General features: G+C 69.6%; 14 protein-coding genes. 10 read left to right on the top strand and 4 right to left on the bottom strand.

All coding sequences use genetic code 11. From position 1 onward, the window contains the following. The first annotated feature begins 8 nt into the window (after positions 1-8). The 9 genes from atpA (at position 9) to DO944_RS11305 (ending at position 10,716) form a co-directional block, all read left to right on the top strand. Positions 9-1,649 (top strand): F0F1 ATP synthase subunit alpha, encoded by a 1,641-nt coding sequence (gene atpA / locus DO944_RS11345; protein ID WP_023955198.1) that lies wholly within the window; start codon positions 9-11, stop codon positions 1,647-1,649. A 21-nt stretch (positions 1,650-1,670) separates the two neighbouring features. After that, positions 1,671-2,573 carry a F0F1 ATP synthase subunit gamma gene (locus DO944_RS11340; protein ID WP_112617262.1) on the top strand — a complete coding sequence of 301 codons (903 nt, stop codon included), beginning with the start codon at positions 1,671-1,673 and terminating at the stop codon, positions 2,571-2,573. Between the two features lie 21 nt (positions 2,574-2,594). Further along, on the top strand, positions 2,595-4,040 hold the full coding sequence (gene atpD, locus DO944_RS11335; RefSeq protein WP_091502862.1) for a F0F1 ATP synthase subunit beta: 1,446 nt from the start codon (positions 2,595-2,597) through the stop codon (positions 4,038-4,040). Position 4,041: 1 nt separating this feature from the next. Next, a complete protein-coding gene (locus DO944_RS11330) occupies positions 4,042-4,299 on the top strand; it encodes a F0F1 ATP synthase subunit epsilon (protein WP_023955192.1) in 258 nt (85 codons plus the stop codon). 69 nt (positions 4,300-4,368) lie between these two features. Beyond that, positions 4,369-5,121 carry a YaaA family protein gene (locus tag DO944_RS11325; RefSeq protein ID WP_112617261.1) on the top strand — a complete coding sequence of 251 codons (753 nt, stop codon included), beginning with the start codon at positions 4,369-4,371 and terminating at the stop codon, positions 5,119-5,121. 113 nt (positions 5,122-5,234) lie between these two features. After that, positions 5,235-5,966, top strand: coding sequence for a large exoprotein (locus DO944_RS11320; protein ID WP_112617260.1), 732 nt, complete (start codon positions 5,235-5,237; stop codon positions 5,964-5,966). Between the two features lie 84 nt (positions 5,967-6,050). Further along, positions 6,051-7,034, top strand: coding sequence for an aldo/keto reductase (locus tag DO944_RS11315; RefSeq protein WP_112617259.1), 984 nt, complete (start codon positions 6,051-6,053; stop codon positions 7,032-7,034). A 72-nt stretch (positions 7,035-7,106) separates the two neighbouring features. Continuing rightward, a complete protein-coding gene (locus DO944_RS11310; protein WP_112617258.1) occupies positions 7,107-7,907 on the top strand; it encodes a PP2C family serine/threonine-protein phosphatase in 801 nt (266 codons plus the stop codon). Positions 7,908-7,974: 67 nt separating this feature from the next. Beyond that, positions 7,975-10,716 carry an FtsK/SpoIIIE domain-containing protein gene (locus tag DO944_RS11305; protein ID WP_112617257.1) on the top strand — a complete coding sequence of 914 codons (2,742 nt, stop codon included), beginning with the start codon at positions 7,975-7,977 and terminating at the stop codon, positions 10,714-10,716. Here the strand turns inward: DO944_RS11305 and ald are convergent. Beyond that, positions 10,682-11,797 (bottom strand): alanine dehydrogenase, encoded by a 1,116-nt coding sequence (gene ald / locus DO944_RS11300; RefSeq protein ID WP_112617256.1) that lies wholly within the window; start codon positions 11,795-11,797, stop codon positions 10,682-10,684. The two genes, DO944_RS11305 and ald, sit on opposite strands and share 35 nt — an antisense overlap. A gap of 34 nt (positions 11,798-11,831) precedes the next feature. Further along, entirely contained in the window at positions 11,832-12,821 is a 990-nt protein-coding gene (locus tag DO944_RS11295) for an asparaginase (protein ID WP_112617255.1), read from the bottom strand. A 52-nt stretch (positions 12,822-12,873) separates the two neighbouring features. Here DO944_RS11295 and DO944_RS11290 point away from each other — a divergent pair, with 52 nt between their 5' ends. Beyond that, positions 12,874-13,353 (top strand): OsmC family protein, encoded by a 480-nt coding sequence (locus DO944_RS11290; protein ID WP_112617254.1) that lies wholly within the window; start codon positions 12,874-12,876, stop codon positions 13,351-13,353. A 9-nt stretch (positions 13,354-13,362) separates the two neighbouring features. On the opposite strand, the gene DO944_RS11285 is transcribed toward DO944_RS11290, so the two are convergent. Both DO944_RS11285 and DO944_RS15945 read right to left on the bottom strand, forming a co-directional pair. Continuing rightward, complete coding sequence (locus DO944_RS11285; protein ID WP_378719934.1) at positions 13,363-14,166, bottom strand: lysophospholipid acyltransferase family protein; 804 nt, start codon at positions 14,164-14,166, stop codon at positions 13,363-13,365. A gap of 107 nt (positions 14,167-14,273) precedes the next feature. After that, the coding region (locus tag DO944_RS15945) for an HNH endonuclease signature motif containing protein (RefSeq protein ID WP_258524690.1) at positions 14,274-14,905 on the bottom strand (632 nt) is incomplete at its 5' end.

The raw sequence follows: 14,905 nt of genomic DNA, 5'->3' as shown, positions 1-14,905 counted from the left end.
GGAACACCATGGCAGAACTGTCCATCAGCCCGGATGTCATCCGTGACGCGCTGAAAGACTTCGTCGCCGCGTACGAGCCCACCGGGGCCGCCGCGACCGAGGTCGGCACCGTCGTCGACGCGGCCGACGGCATCGCCCACGTCGAGGGACTGCCCGGCGTCATGGCGAACGAGCTCGTCCGCTTCGACAACGGCGTGGAGGGTCTCGCGCAGAACCTCGACGAGCACGAGATCGGTGTCGTCATCCTCGGCGACTTCGCCGGCATCGAGGCGGGCCAGAAGGTCACCCGCACCGGCGAGGTGCTCTCCGTCGGCGTCGGCGAGGGTTACCTCGGCCGCGTCGTGGACCCGCTCGGCAACCCGATCGACGGTCTCGGCGAGATCGCCACGACCGGTCGTCGCGCGCTCGAGCTGCAGGCGCCCGGCGTCATGCAGCGCAAGTCGGTCCACGAGCCGATGCAGACCGGCATCAAGGCCATCGACGCCATGATCCCCGTCGGCCGCGGTCAGCGTCAGCTGATCATCGGCGACCGCCAGACCGGCAAGACGGCCATCGCGATCGACACGATCATCAACCAGAAGGCCAACTGGGAGTCGGGCGACGTCAACAAGCAGGTCCGCTGCATCTACGTCGCGATCGGCCAGAAGGGCTCGACCATCGCTTCGGTGAAGGGCGCGCTCGAGGACGCCGGTGCCATGGAGTACACGACGATCGTCGCGGCTCCCGCATCCGACCCCGCCGGCTTCAAGTACCTCGCTCCGTACACCGGCTCGGCCATCGGCCAGCACTGGATGTACGAGGGCAAGCACGTCCTGATCATCTTCGACGACCTGTCGAAGCAGGCCGAGGCCTACCGTGCGGTCTCGCTGCTGCTGCGCCGTCCGCCGGGCCGCGAGGCGTACCCCGGTGACGTCTTCTACCTGCACTCGCGTCTGCTCGAGCGTTGCGCGAAGCTCTCCGACGACCTGGGTGCCGGATCGATGACGGGTCTGCCCATCATCGAGACCAAGGCCAACGACGTCTCGGCGTACATCCCGACCAACGTGATCTCGATCACCGACGGCCAGATCTTCCTGCAGTCCGACCTGTTCAACGCCAACCAGCGTCCGGCGGTCGACGTGGGCATCTCGGTGTCGCGCGTCGGCGGTGACGCTCAGGTCAAGTCGATCAAGAAGGTCTCGGGAACGCTGAAGCTCGAGCTCGCTCAGTACCGCTCGCTCGAGGCGTTCGCGATGTTCGCGTCGGACCTCGACGCCGCGTCGCGTCGTCAGCTGGCTCGCGGTGCGCGTCTGACCGAGCTGCTCAAGCAGCCGCAGTACTCGCCGTACCCCGTCGAGGAGCAGGTCGTCTCGATCTGGGCCGGCACCAACGGCAAGCTCGACACGATCGAGGTCGAGGACGTCCTGACCTTCGAGCGCGAGCTGCTCGACTACCTCAAGCGCAACACGTCGATCCTCGACACGCTGCGTGAGACGAACGTGCTGGGCGATGACACCGTCGCCGAGCTCGAGAAGGTCGTCGACGAGTTCGTGCTCGAGTTCCAGGGCGGAAAGGGCCAGGCCATCAACAAGCCGGGCCACGAGGAGACCGCTGCCGCCGAGGCCGACGACGTGAACCAGGAGCAGATCGTCAAGGGCCGCCGCGGCTGACGCGGAGGACGACACACACTTATGGGCGCACAACTCCGGGTCTACAAGCAGAAGATCAGTTCTGCTCAGACGACCAAGAAGATCACGAAGGCGATGGAGCTCATCGCGGCTTCGCGCATTCAGAAGGCGATGGGACGCGTCCGCGCATCCTCTCCCTTCGCGCGAGCTGTGACGCGTGCCGTCTCCGCGGTGGCGACCCACTCCGACGTCGAGCACCCGCTGACGACCGAGCGCGAGACGATCCGTCGTTCCGCGGTCGTCATCTTCGCCTCCGACCGCGGCCTCGCCGGCGCGTTCAACTCGCAGATCCTCCGCGAGGGTCTCGAGCTGGCCGAGCTGCTGCGGTCGCAGGGCAAGGAAGTGGACTACTACCTCATCGGTCGCAAGGCCGTCGGGTATTTCCAGTTCCGCCGGATGCGGGCTGCGGGCGAGTGGACGGGTGACACCGACACGCCGCACTTCAGCACGGCCGAGCAGGTCGCCGGGGCTCTCCTCGACGCCTACGCTCAGGGCGGCGAAGACGGGGGCGTCGACGAGATCCACCTCGTGTACAACCGTTTCGTCAGCATGATGACGCAGACGCCTGAATCAGTCCGTCTGCTGCCCCTCGAAGTCGTCGAGGCCGATGCGGCGACGGCGGACCAGGCTCCGGTCTATCCGCTGTACGAGTTCGAGCCCGACCCCGAGACGGTGCTCGACGCGCTGCTGCCGGTGTACGTTCAGAGCCGCGTGTTCAACGCGCTGCTCCAGTCGTCCGCCGCGAAGCACGCCGCGACGCAGAAGGCGATGAAGTCGGCGAGCGACAACGCCGACAAGCTCATCACCGACTACACCCGCCTGCGCAACAACGCTCGCCAGGCCGAGATCACTCAGCAGATCGCCGAGATCGTCGGCGGCGCCGACGCTCTGGCGTCGGGCAAGTAAGACCAACCGAAAGAGACAGACATGACTACCGTCACTGCCGAAGCCACGTCGGTCGTCGGCCGCGTTGCGCGCGTCACCGGCCCCGTCGTCGACATCGAGTTCCCGCACGACTCGATTCCCGACATCTACAACGCGCTGAAGACCACGATCACGATCGACGGCGAGTCGACCGAGATCACCCTCGAGGTCGCTCAGCACCTCGGCGACGACCTCGTGCGCGCCATCTCGCTGAAGCCGACCGACGGCATGGTCCGCGGCCAGGAGGTGCGCGACACCGGCGGCCCCATCACGGTCCCCGTCGGCGACGTCACCAAGGGCAAGGTCTTCAACGTCACGGGCGACGTTCTCAACGCCGCCGAGGGCGAGACCGTCGAGGTCACCGAGCGCTGGGGCATCCACCGCCAGGCGCCGAGCTTCGACCAGCTCGAGTCGAAGACCCAGATGTTCGAGACCGGCATCAAGGTCATCGACCTCCTCACCCCGTACGTCCAGGGTGGAAAGATCGGCCTCTTCGGTGGTGCCGGCGTCGGCAAGACCGTCCTCATCCAGGAGATGATCCAGCGCGTCGCGCAGGACCACGGTGGTGTGTCGGTGTTCGCCGGTGTCGGTGAGCGCACCCGTGAGGGCAACGACCTCATCCACGAGATGGAGGAGGCGGGCGTCTTCGACAAGACCGCCCTCGTCTTCGGCCAGATGGACGAGCCGCCGGGGACGCGTCTGCGCGTCGCCCTGTCGGCCCTGACGATGGCGGAGTACTTCCGCGACGTGCAGAAGCAGGACGTGCTGCTCTTCATCGACAACATCTTCCGCTTCACGCAGGCCGGTTCCGAGGTCTCGACGCTGCTGGGCCGTATGCCCTCGGCCGTGGGCTACCAGCCCAACCTCGCCGACGAGATGGGTGTTCTCCAGGAGCGCATCACCTCGACGCGCGGTCACTCGATCACCTCGCTGCAGGCGATCTACGTCCCCGCCGACGACTACACCGACCCGGCCCCGGCGACGACCTTCGCGCACCTCGACGCCACGACCGAGCTCTCGCGCGAGATCGCGTCGAAGGGTCTGTACCCGGCCGTCGACCCGCTGAGCTCGACGAGCCGCATCCTCGACCCGCGCTACATCGGTGAGGACCACTACCGCGTGGCCACCGCCGTGAAGCAGATCCTGCAGAAGAACAAGGAGCTGCAGGAGATCATCGCGATCCTCGGTGTCGACGAGCTCTCCGAAGAGGACAAGATCGTCGTGTCGCGTGCACGCCGCATCCAGCAGTTCCTCTCGCAGAACACCTACATGGCGAAGAAGTTCACCGGCGTCGAGGGCTCTACGGTCCCGATCAAGGAGACCATCGAGTCGTTCGACGCGATCGTCAAGGGCGACTTCGACCACGTGGCCGAGCAGGCCTTCTTCAACGTCGGCGGTATCGGCGACGTCGAAGAGAAGTGGGCGAAGATCCAGAAGGAGAACAGCTGACATGGCTCTGACGGTCACGCTCGTCTCCGCCGAGGCGGAGGTCTGGTCGGGCGAGGCGTCCCTCGTCGTGGCCAAGACCGTCGAGGGCGAGATCGGCTTCATGGCGGGTCACGAGCCGGTGCTCGCGATCCTCGCCGAAGGTCAGGTGCGTATCACGCAGCCCGGCGGCGAGAAGATCGTCGCCAATGCGCAGGACGGCTTCCTGTCGATGGAGGGCGACGAGCTCACCATCGTGGCGGGTAACGCCGCGCTGGCCTGACCCGCACTGCGTCTACGAGAGACCGCACCCTCCGGGGTGCGGTCTCTCGCGTTGAAGGGAGATTTCCGGATGCTGCTCCTGCTGCCGCCGTCCGAGACCAAACGCGCCGGGGGTACCGGTGCGCCGCTCGACATCGACGCCCTGGCCCTGCCGCAGCTGGCGTCGGAGCGCCGCGCGGCCGTGGACGCGCTCGTCGCGTTGTCGGCGGATCCGGACGCCGCGGCGCGGGTGCTCAAGCTCAGCGCGCGTCAGCTGGGCGAGGTGGCGGTGAACTCCGCGCTCATGACCTCTCCGACGATGCCCGCCGTCGACCGGTACACCGGCGTCCTCTTCGATGCTCTCGATGCGGCCGCGCTCGACGCCGGGGCGCGGGGCTGGCTCGGCGAGCATGTGCTCATTCAGTCGGCGCCCTTCGGTCCTGTCGCCGCGCTCGATCCCATCCCGGCGTATCGGCTGGCGGCGGGCACGGCGCTTCCGGGCATCGCGCCGCTCCGCCGGCATTGGGCTGCGGCGAGCTCGGCCGCCTTGACGGAGACCGGGGCGCCGTTCGTGCTCGATCTGCGCTCGGAGGCCTACGTGGCCCTGGCTCCGGTCCCCGCGGCGATGCCCTCCGCGTTCGTCCGCGTGGTCTCCGCCGGCGCCGACGGAACAGTGCGCGCCCTCAACCACTTCAACAAGCACGCGAAGGGCGAGTTCACGCGTTCGCTCGCCCGTTCGGCTGCGACCGTGAGCTCTCGAGACGACCTTCTCGCGTGGGCCGCGTCACACGGATGGGTGCTGCGCGAGACGGCTGGATCGTCCGAGCTCGAGCTCGTCGTCTGATGCCCCATGCCCGGTGCTGTCGAGGTCGCACGCCGGGTCCGGTGTTTCGCTAGCATGAGCGGCGACCCACGGCGCGAGCGCTTCGCGCCGGGTCGCGACTGAGGAGGTCGTACATGTCGGGTTACTACGACGATGGTGCGGGCGCGGGCGCTTTCCTCGCCCTCATCCTGCTGATTCTTCCCATCATCCTGATCATCGTGCTCGCGGGCTACATCATCAGCTCGTTCTTCTACATGAAGATCTTCGAGAAGGCCGGCGTGCAGGGAAAATGGCGCGCCTGGGTTCCGGTCTACCGCGAGATGGTCTTCGCGAAGCTCGGTGACATCTCTCCCTGGGTCATGCTGGGCGCGCTCGTCGCGACGGCGGTGCTGAGCAACATCCCGGCCATCGGGTTCATCTTCAGCTACCTCGCGATCGTCGCGCTGGCTCTGGCCAGCGTTCGCGTCGGTCAGAAGCTCGGCAAGGACTGGCCGCTCGTGCTGCTGTACATCATCCCCGGCATCGGCGGGCTGATCTGGCTCGGTATCGCCGCGTTCTCGAGCTCGCCGTGGAACCCCCACGTGCAGCCCTCGCCGTGGCGCACCTCGTTCCTGCGCGACACGACGGTCTGGCAGGGCATCCCGGTCCAGCCCGACGGCGGCGCGGCACCCGCACCGGGCGCGTACGGCTCCACCGGTGCCGGCTATGCATCTTCCTCCGCTCCCGCCGCTCCGCCGGCGGGTTCGTACCCGCCGCCGGCCACGCCGCCGGCGCCCCCGGCTGGTGCCTACCCGCCGCCGGCGGCACAGCCGCCCGTGACGCCTCCGACCACCGAGCCCCCCGCGCCGGACGCCCCGCGGCAGTGAACACCCGAGGAACCCTCGTCGCATGACGGGGGTTCCTCGCCGTAGTGGGCGCCGACCCCACGGATTCGGGTCTAGCGTGGAGGGATGGACGACGCAGTGCACACCCGCCGACTCGGAACCTCCGGCCTGCTCGTCTCGGCCGTCGGGCTGGGATGCAACAACTTCGGGCGGCGGGGAACTCCCACGCAGACTCTCGACGGCACGGTCGCGGTGCTCGACGCCGCTTTCGACGCCGGCATCACCTTCTTCGACACCGCCGACATCTACGGCGGCGAGCCCGGTCTGTCCGAGACGCTGATGGGTGAGGCCCTGCGGGGACGTCGCGACCGCGTCGTGGTCGCCACGAAGTTCGGTCACAGCGCCGTGGACCTCGGGCTGCCGGGCGCGAAAGGATCTCGCGCCTACATCCGACGTGCGGTGGAGGCCTCGCTCGAGCGCCTGCAGACCGACTGGATCGACCTCTACCAGCTGCACACCCCCGACCCCGAGACGCCTATCGAAGAGACGCTCGACGCGCTGTCGGAGCTCGTACGGGAGGGCAAGGTCCGCTACATCGGACACTCCAACTTCGCGGGTTGGCAGATCGCCGAGGCCGAGGCCGTGGCGCGTGCACGCGGTGATGTGCCGTTCGTCTCCGCGCAGAACCATTACAGCCTGCTCGCACGCGCCGCCGAGCGTGAGGTCCTGCCGGCCGTTCGGCATTTCGGGAGGGGTTTCCTGCCGTACTTCCCGCTGCACAACGGCTTGCTCACCGGGAAGTTCACCCGCGACCACATCCCCGCCGACTCGCGGGTCGCGAGGGAACGGCGTCATCTGTGGGAGAACGCTCCCTGGGACGCCATCGAGGCGTACCGGACCTTCTGCGACGAGCGCGGCATCACGATGGTGCAGGCGACCTTCGGCTGGCTCCTGGCGCAGCCGGCCCTGAGCAGCGTGATCGCCGGCGCGACCTCACCCGAGCAGGTTCACTCGAATGCGGCAGCCGCCTCGGCGTGGCACCCCGATGCTGCCGAGCTGGCCGCGATCGACGCGCTCTTCCCGCTGCCATCCGACCCCGCCGCGGGGTGAAGAAATCACGCTCAGCGGGTGCGTCCACTAGAGTGTGACACGCCCATCCGTCGACGAAAGAAGAGTGACAGCGTGCCCGACCCCACGACCCAATCCCGGATCGTGGACGTCCCGTCCGGTGCGATCGAACTCCGGTGGGCCGCCGCGACCGACACCGGACGCCGCCGCGACAGCAACCAGGACGCCGTCCTCGCGCAGTATCCGCTGTTCATCGTCGCAGACGGCATGGGCGGACATATCGGCGGCGAGATCGCGAGCGCGAGCGCCGTCGACCGGCTCCGTCGTGTCGCCGAGCGCGGAGTGGTGACTCCCGAAGACATCGAAGAGGCCCTCGAGCGCGCCGTCGGAGACATCGCGGATCACCCCGAGACGACGGATGACGGAACGGGAACGACCGTCACCGGCGTGTACCTCGACATCGTCGACGGCGAACCGCAGTGGACGACGTTGAACATCGGCGACTCGCGGGTGTACCTGTTGCGCGACCAGGCGATCGCCCAGGTCACGACGGATCACTCCGTGGTGCAGGAGCTCGTGGCGGCTGGCCGGCTCAGCCCCGAAGAGGCGGAGCAGCACCCCTACGGGAACGTCATCACCCGCGCGGTCGGACCGAGCGACGGAGTCACCCCCGACTACGTTCGCCTCGATGTCGTCGATGGCGATCGCTTCGTGATCTGCAGCGACGGGCTCACGAAAGAGCTCACCGACTACGGCATCCTGCACTTCCTGCTCGAGAACGCCGATCCTGCGGCGGCCGTGTCGGCGATGATGACGGCGGCGCTGGAGAACGGGGGCCGTGACAACGTCACGGTCATCGTGCTCGACGCGCACGTGCGTGCTTCGAACGACGACTCCTCCCCGAACCAGGGCTGAGCCCGATCCTCCACCGCGGGCCGTGGCGCCTCTTCGGCGGCGTCTCGTTATCGCTTGACTGAGGTGCGTGCACTCCTCAGCCCGACTCGACGACCCCATCCGGCTGTCCACGTCGCTGACGCAGACGCAGGCGCGGCGATCATCCTTTCCGCTGTGGGCGGTGGTGGTCCCCATCGCCGGGGCGGTGATCCTGTGGCAGGTGACCGGCTCGCCGACAGTGCTCTGGTTCGCTGCGCTCGGTCCTCTCGTAACCACCGCCACCATGCTCGATTCTGCACGCGTCGCGCGGCGGGAGCGGCGGCGGGCCGCGAAGCACGCAGCGACGGGCATGAACAGAGCGCGCCTCGAGGTCGACGAGCGGCACGCGCTCGAGCGCGCGGAGCTCTGGCGTGCCACGCCGGATGTCGCGTGGCTGCTCGACGACCCCGACGAGCTGTGGCGCCCGAGGGCGGTACGCGATGTGCTCGTGATGGGAGCGGGCGATGCGCGGTCGTGTGTGCGGATCGAGGGCGAGCCGACGCCGGAGCTCCGGCACGCCGCAGCGGTGCTCCGAGATGCACCGGTCACGATCCCACTGACTGCAGGAGTAGCCGTCGTCGGACCGGCTGCGGCGGCCGCGGCGATCGCGCGCGCTCTCGTGATGCAGACCTGCCTCGTCCACCCGCCCGGTGAGGTGTGGGTGGTCGGCGCCGCTGAGGACTGGGCCCGTGACCTCCCGCACGCATCGACTCCGGGCGGCCGGCGCCTGTGGTGGGGGACCGGGGTGCCGCCTGCCGATGCCGACATCGTCATCGTCTCCGCGGGCTCCGGTGCACCGCCGCCGCAGTGTGCGGCCGTGCTCCGCGTGGGGGACGCCGACGCGGCGGTGCTCGCGTACAGCGGTTCGTCGCGGCCGATCCGTCCGGAGCCGCTCGGACGGGAGCAGGCTGCTGCGGTGACCGCCCTGCTGCGGGAGCGCGCGGAGGCGATGGGTGGTGACGCGGCGGCACCTCCGTCATTCGATGATCTCCCCGTCGTCGGAGGGGCCGGCCTCGCTGCCGTCCTCGGGGCGGGGCCCGACGGCCCGCTGGCGATCGACCTGGTCGACGACGGGCCGCACGCCGTCGTGGTGGGGGTCACGGGCAGCGGCAAGAGCGAACTGCTCGTGACGTGGATCGCCGCGCTCGCGCGGAGTCTGCCGCCCGAGCGGGTGAACTTCCTGCTCATCGACTTCAAGGGAGGTCGGGCTTTCGATGCCCTCGCGTCGCTGCCCCACGTGACCGGCGTCGTGACGGATCTCGACGAGCGCAACGCGGTGCGCGCGATCGAGAGCCTCACCGCGGAGGTGCGCCGTCGCGAGCGCGTTCTCGCCGGCCTCCGGGCCCGCGACATCGCGGATGTGCCGGACGCTCTGCCGCGATTGGTCGTCGTCGTCGACGAATACGCCGCGCTCACCTCGACACACCCCGCGATGCACGATGTCTTCGCCGACATCGCCGCTCGAGGCCGCGCACTCGGGATGCACCTCGTGCTCGCGACCCAGCGTGCTGCGGGCTTCCGTGAGGCGGTGCTCGCGAACGCACCGTTGCGGGTCGCGCTTCGCGTGACCGACGTCGCGGATTCGCGCGCCGTGCTCGGTTCGGGCGACGCCGCCATGCTTCCCGGCGGTCGCGACGAGCGCGGGACCGCGCTGGTGATGCGTCCGGCTGATGTCCATCCGCACGTGATCCGGGTGAGCCGGTGCCCGTTGCCGGCCATCGAGTCGATCGCGCGAGCCGCGGCGGGTGCGGCCCCCGCGCGTCGACCCTGGTTGCCGCCCTTGCCGGATCGCGTCGCGCTCGCCGACCTGCGGGGCGAGGGGTCCGTGGTGCTCGGTCTGGCCGACGAGCCGGATGCGCAGCGTCAACGTGCGGTGACGCTGGACCCTGGAGCGCCGGGAGTGGCGGTGCTCGGACGAGCCGGAGCCGGGCGCACGACGGTGCTCCGGACCATCGCTGCCCAGGTGCCCCACGATCGGGTGTGCTGGCTGCCCGACGATCTCGAGGCCGCGTGGGACGTCATCGTCGGGTTCGACGACATCCCGCCGGGGTGGCTCATCGTCGTCGACGATCTCGACCGTGTGCTGGCGAGGCTGCCGGATGACTACAGCGCCGCCGCCGCGGCGATCCTGGAACGTGTGGCGCGCGACTCGCGGTCGCGTGGCGTCCAGTTCATCTGCTCTGCACAGCGGATGACCGGCGCCGTCGGCAGGATCCTCGACCAGCTTCCCGATCGCGCCGTGCTCGCCGCCGTGTCCCGGTCGGAGCATGTCGCCTTCGGCGGTGAGGGGGCTCACCATGACCCGACGGCCCCAGCGGGCCGCGGGAGGTGGCGCGGCATACTCGTGCAGTTCGCGGACGCCGGAGCGTTCGACCCCGCGCGGGAGCGGGCCCGGCCGCCCGACGTGTTCGAGCCGCGCCACGCCACGGCGTTCGTCGCGCCGCCCACCGCCGCCACGCATGCCGCGCTGGAGCATTGGAATCGTCGGGGCTTCGAGATCGCGACCGTGGAGCAGACGACGTCGCTGCGGTCGAGGAGGGTGATTTGGGGCACCCCGGACGCCTGGATCGGTCGGTGGCGCGCAGCGGCGGCCGCCGCGCAGACCCGATGCCAGCTCGTCATCGATGCCTCGTGCGCGGGGGAGGTGCGGCTTCTGACCGGCAACAGAGATCTTCTGCCGTACGCCGCTCCCGGGCGCGGCCGCGCCTGGGTCATCGATACGCGGACGGATCGGGTCCGGCGGGTGGTGCTGCCCCTCAGCTCAGCGCGTCATCCAACGACCCCGCGGTGATGCCGTGCGCCGCCGCGACGCCGGCGTTGACGACGTGGCCTCCGGCGGTGTTCAAGCCGGCCGCCAGGGCGCCGTCTGCCCGCAGGGCGGCGCGCCAGCCGTGGCGGGCGATCTGCCGGACGTAGGGCAGCGTCGCGTTGGTGAGCGCCGATGTCGAGGTGTTCGGCACGGCGCCCGGCATGTTGGCGACGCAGTAGAACACGGTGTCGTGCACGCGGAAAGTCGGGTCGGCGTGGGTCGTCGGTCGCGTGTCCTCGAAGCAGCCTCCCTGGTCGACCGCGATGTCGACGAGCACCGAGCCCGGCCGCATCCGTGCGACGGTCTCGTTGCGCACCAGTTTGGGAGCCTTCGCCCCCGGGATGAGCACCGAGCCGATCACGAGATCGGATGCCACGACCGCGCGTTCGAGATCGAGCGGGTTGGATGCCGCGGTCTTGACGCGCCCCTGGAAGTGATCGTCGAGGAAGCGGAGACGCTGGATGTTGGTGTCGAAGATCGTGACGTCCGACCCGAGACCCGCCGCGATGTACGCCGCGTTGGCCCCGGCGACCCCGCCGCCGATGACCGTCACCGCGGCGGGCCGGGTTCCGGGAACGCCGGACATCAGCAGTCCGAGGCCCCCGGCGGAGCGCAGCAAGGTTGAGGCTCCCACCATCGGGGCGAGGCGGCCGGCCACTTCGCTCATCGGGGCGAGGAGCGGCAGGCCCCCGCCGGGCAGCTGCACCGTCTCGTAGGCGATGGCGGTCATGCCGCTTTCCAGGAGCCGGTCGGTGAGCGGACGGTCGGCTGCAAGATGCAGGTAGGTGAACAGCACGAGGTCGTCGCGGAATCGGTGGTACTCGCTCGCGATCGGCTCCTTGACCTTCAGCAGCAGCTCCGCGCGTGCCCAGACCTCGTCGGGGTCGTCGAGGAGCACCGCGCCGGCGTCGGCGTACTCGGAGTCGGGAAGCGACGATCCTTCGCCGGCCCCGCGCTGGACGAAGACCTCATGGCCTGCGACGACCAGGTCGTGCACGCCTGCCGGGGTGAGGGCGACGCGGTACTCGTTGTTCTTGACCTCGGTGGGAACGCTGATGCGCATGGCAGTCCTTTCTGCGCTCCCTCGTGAGGAGCCGCTACACCGTCGGCCGGATGATGCCGACGTTCTGTCCGCCGCCGAGCACGGTCAGCGGAAGATGAGAGATCACGCGGGCCACCGGCGCCGCTTCCAGCGCACCGGCCTTCACGAGGAGCGTGAGTGCGATCGCCGTCGCGGCTCTCCCGTTGCCGTCGAGCACCTTCAGCGCCACGGTGGTCCCGTCGGGGGCCACCATCACGAGCACACCCTCGGCACCGGTCTTCGCGAAGACGCCGAGGCGCTCGATCGCGACGGTGTCGGGCCGGCCGGGGCCGTCGATCGTCCACGGATTCTCGCGAACGGCCCGGACGAGGGCGCCGGCCATGCGGTGCAGCGCGAAGGGCGACCGCTCGCTCGCGGTGCCGATGCGCTGGATAGCGCGTCCGAGCGCGATGAGGCTCATCGCGTAGACGGGGGCGCCGCAGCCGTCGATCGCCATCGCCGACGCCTTGGTGCCGGTGAGTCGCTCGATGACCTCGCGGGTGTGAACCTGAAGCGGGTGGTCGGGGTCGAGGTAGGTGGTGGTGTCCCATCCGCTCGCGACGCAGGCAGCCAGCATCGCGGCGTGCTTGCCGGAGCAGTTCATCCGGATGCGGGTGGGGGAGCCGAGCTCGCGGACCATCTCGTCGCGCGTCGCGGTGTCGCCCGGCCAGGCGGGAGGGCAGCCGAGGTCGTCCTCGCCCAGCCCGACGTCGTTGAGGATGCCGCGGACGACGGAGACATGCCGGTCGGTGCCGGAGTGGCTGGCCGTCGCCAGGCCGAGTCGCTCACCCTCGAGAGAGGCCCCGGCGGTCAGGCTGGCGAGGGCTTGGAGGGGCTTGAGCGTCGAGCGCGGCAGGATCGGGGCGTCGACGTCGCCGAGGGTGCGGATCGGGGCGCCGTCGGCGCCCAGGACGACCGCTGCACCGGCATGTCGCGACTCGATGAAACCGCTGCGCTCGACGACCGCGAGCTCGACAGCGGCGGGAACGGCGAAGGTCTGCGGCACCCCGACAGCCTACCGTCGCGGACCCCGCGATGCCGCGTGCCAGACTGTCCGCATGTTGGGTGAGCATCACTACTCCGTGCGGGCTGAGTGGACCGGCAACCGCGGCACCGGGACGAGCGGCTACCGGGACTATGACCGGGCCGTGACGTTGAGCATCGAGGGCAAGCCGCCCCTCGCCGCGTCGAGCGACAAGCCCTTCCGCGGAGACCCGAGCCGGTGGAATCCGGAGGATCTTCTGCTCTCGGCGCTCTCCGAGTGCCACCTGCTGTCGTATCTGCACGCCTGCGTGACGACCGGCGTCGTCGTCGTCGAGTACACGGACGACGCCACCGGGATGATGCGCGAAGACGGGCGTGGCGGCGGTGCGTTCACGGAGGTCGTTCTGCGGCCCCGCGTCGTCGTCGCTGAGGAGTCGATGCGCGAAGCAGCCATCGCGGCGCACGCGCAGGCGAACGAATGGTGCTTCATCGCGAACTCGGTGAACTTCCCGGTCCGGCACGAGCCGACGATCGTCGTGTCGGGCGAGGGATGATTCGCTGCGTCAGCGGCGCTCGTGGGGCAGGGCCTGCTTGATCCGTTCGACGGCGTTCTGCGGCGGGGCCTCGTTGTAGGCGCCGGCGAGCTCCTGACCCGACAGGGCGTGGATCGCGGCCATGATCTCGTCGGTGGCATTGCGGCGCGCGCGACCGGAATCCGCCGACCCGTGGTGGCTGAGGTCGAGCGGCTCGCCGAATCGAACGGTGACGCGTGGGCGCAACCGCGGGAACTTCGCGCCGACGGGCATGATCTCGCTCGTGCCGATCAGTCCGACGGGGATGACCGGTGCGCCGGTCTGCAGAGCCAGGAAGGCGACCCCGGTGCGGCCCTTGTACAGGCGGCCGTCGAGTGACCGCGTGCCTTCCGGGTAGAGAGCCGTCGACCATCCCGCGTCGAGCATCTTCTTCTGCTGATCCAGGGCATCCAGCGCAGCCTGGCCGGCACCGCGCCGGACCGGGAACGCGCCGGCGGCGTAGAAGAACTCGCGCGAGAGCCACCCGCGGAAACCGGTGCCGTCGAAGTAGCTCGACTTCGCGAGGAACCGCACCGGACGCGGCGAGGCCATCGGGATGACGAAGGAGTCGATGAACGAGAGATGGTTGCTCGCGAGGATGACGGCGCCCTTGCGAGGGAAGTTCTCGCGGCCCTCGATGCGCGGGCGGTAGAGCATGCGCGCCAGCGGTGCGAGCACCCAGCGGCCGATCACGTAGGTGAGACCGATTCCGGGGACGGCTTCGACGGCGGCTGCGGCTTCTTCGTGCTCGCCGGGCTCGCCGGACTGCGGCTCGGTTGCGTCAGCGTTCACCAGACGAGGCTACTGCGGAACGCATAACTCCGTGGACATGTTGCCCCAGCGCGCGCACCCGCCGAGCGCGCGCGCCGAACTCGCGGAGCGCGCGTCGAAGGGTGGACTCGTCAGAATGGCGGGGCCCCGGGATCGGGTGGGTCGGTGATGGTGAATGCGACGAGCGGTGGTGGTGCGTCTTCGCGGTAGATCCGCCCCGTCGGTGATGTCCAGATCAGCCTTCCGCCCGGGAGTTGTCGGACATGCCATCGGGTGTGGTGTTTGACGTCGTGGTGTCTCTTGCAGAGGTTGGCGAGGTTGCAGACATGGGTTACACCGCCGTCGGATGCGGCGACGGTGTGGTCGAGTTCGCAGCGGATGGTCGGTTGCCGGCATCCGGGGAACCGGCACTGCCGGTCCCGTGCCCGCAGCAGCCGCACCATCGCCGCGGTGGGCCGGTAGCTGTCGCATTCGAGGACGGTTCCGGTGACGGGGTGGGTGAGCAGCCGGTCCCAGGAGGTTGCGTTGCCCGCGAGTTCGCGTGCGGTGGCGGCGTCGATGGGCGAGCGTCCCGCCAGATCCGCGGGCCCTTCATCTTGACCCATCAGCGTGAGTGCCGACACGGCCACCTGCACGTGTGCCCGGATCGCCCCGAGCGTTCCGTCGCCGTCACCGGTGCCGGTCGGGTCGAGCGCCGGCGACGCAGCGAGGAGGAGGTCGGAGAACACGTCGGCGCGGACCTGGTCGATCGTTCGCGCATCCC

It is taken from the genome of Microbacterium sp. SMR1, from assembly GCF_003289625.1.
Taxonomy (GTDB): domain Bacteria; phylum Actinomycetota; class Actinomycetes; order Actinomycetales; family Microbacteriaceae; genus Microbacterium; species Microbacterium plantarum.
This window is presented reverse-complemented; position numbering and strand designations above follow the sequence as displayed.

Excerpts from the sequence above, each read along its gene's own strand:
- ald (WP_112617256.1), bottom strand. The coding sequence starts at position 11,797 with ATGCGCATCAGCGTTCCCACCGAGGTCAAGAACAACGAGTACCGCGTC.
- DO944_RS11315 (WP_112617259.1), top strand. The coding sequence starts at position 6,051 with ATGGACGACGCAGTGCACACCCGCCGACTCGGAACCTCCGGCCTGCTC.
- atpA (WP_023955198.1), top strand. The coding sequence starts at position 9 with ATGGCAGAACTGTCCATCAGCCCGGATGTCATCCGTGACGCGCTGAAA.
- DO944_RS11290 (WP_112617254.1), top strand. The coding sequence starts at position 12,874 with ATGTTGGGTGAGCATCACTACTCCGTGCGGGCTGAGTGGACCGGCAAC.
- atpD (WP_091502862.1), top strand. The coding sequence starts at position 2,595 with ATGACTACCGTCACTGCCGAAGCCACGTCGGTCGTCGGCCGCGTTGCG.
- DO944_RS11340 (WP_112617262.1), top strand. The coding sequence starts at position 1,671 with ATGGGCGCACAACTCCGGGTCTACAAGCAGAAGATCAGTTCTGCTCAG.
- DO944_RS11320 (WP_112617260.1), top strand. The coding sequence starts at position 5,235 with ATGTCGGGTTACTACGACGATGGTGCGGGCGCGGGCGCTTTCCTCGCC.
- DO944_RS11325 (WP_112617261.1), top strand. The coding sequence starts at position 4,369 with ATGCTGCTCCTGCTGCCGCCGTCCGAGACCAAACGCGCCGGGGGTACC.
- DO944_RS11330 (WP_023955192.1), top strand. The coding sequence starts at position 4,042 with ATGGCTCTGACGGTCACGCTCGTCTCCGCCGAGGCGGAGGTCTGGTCG.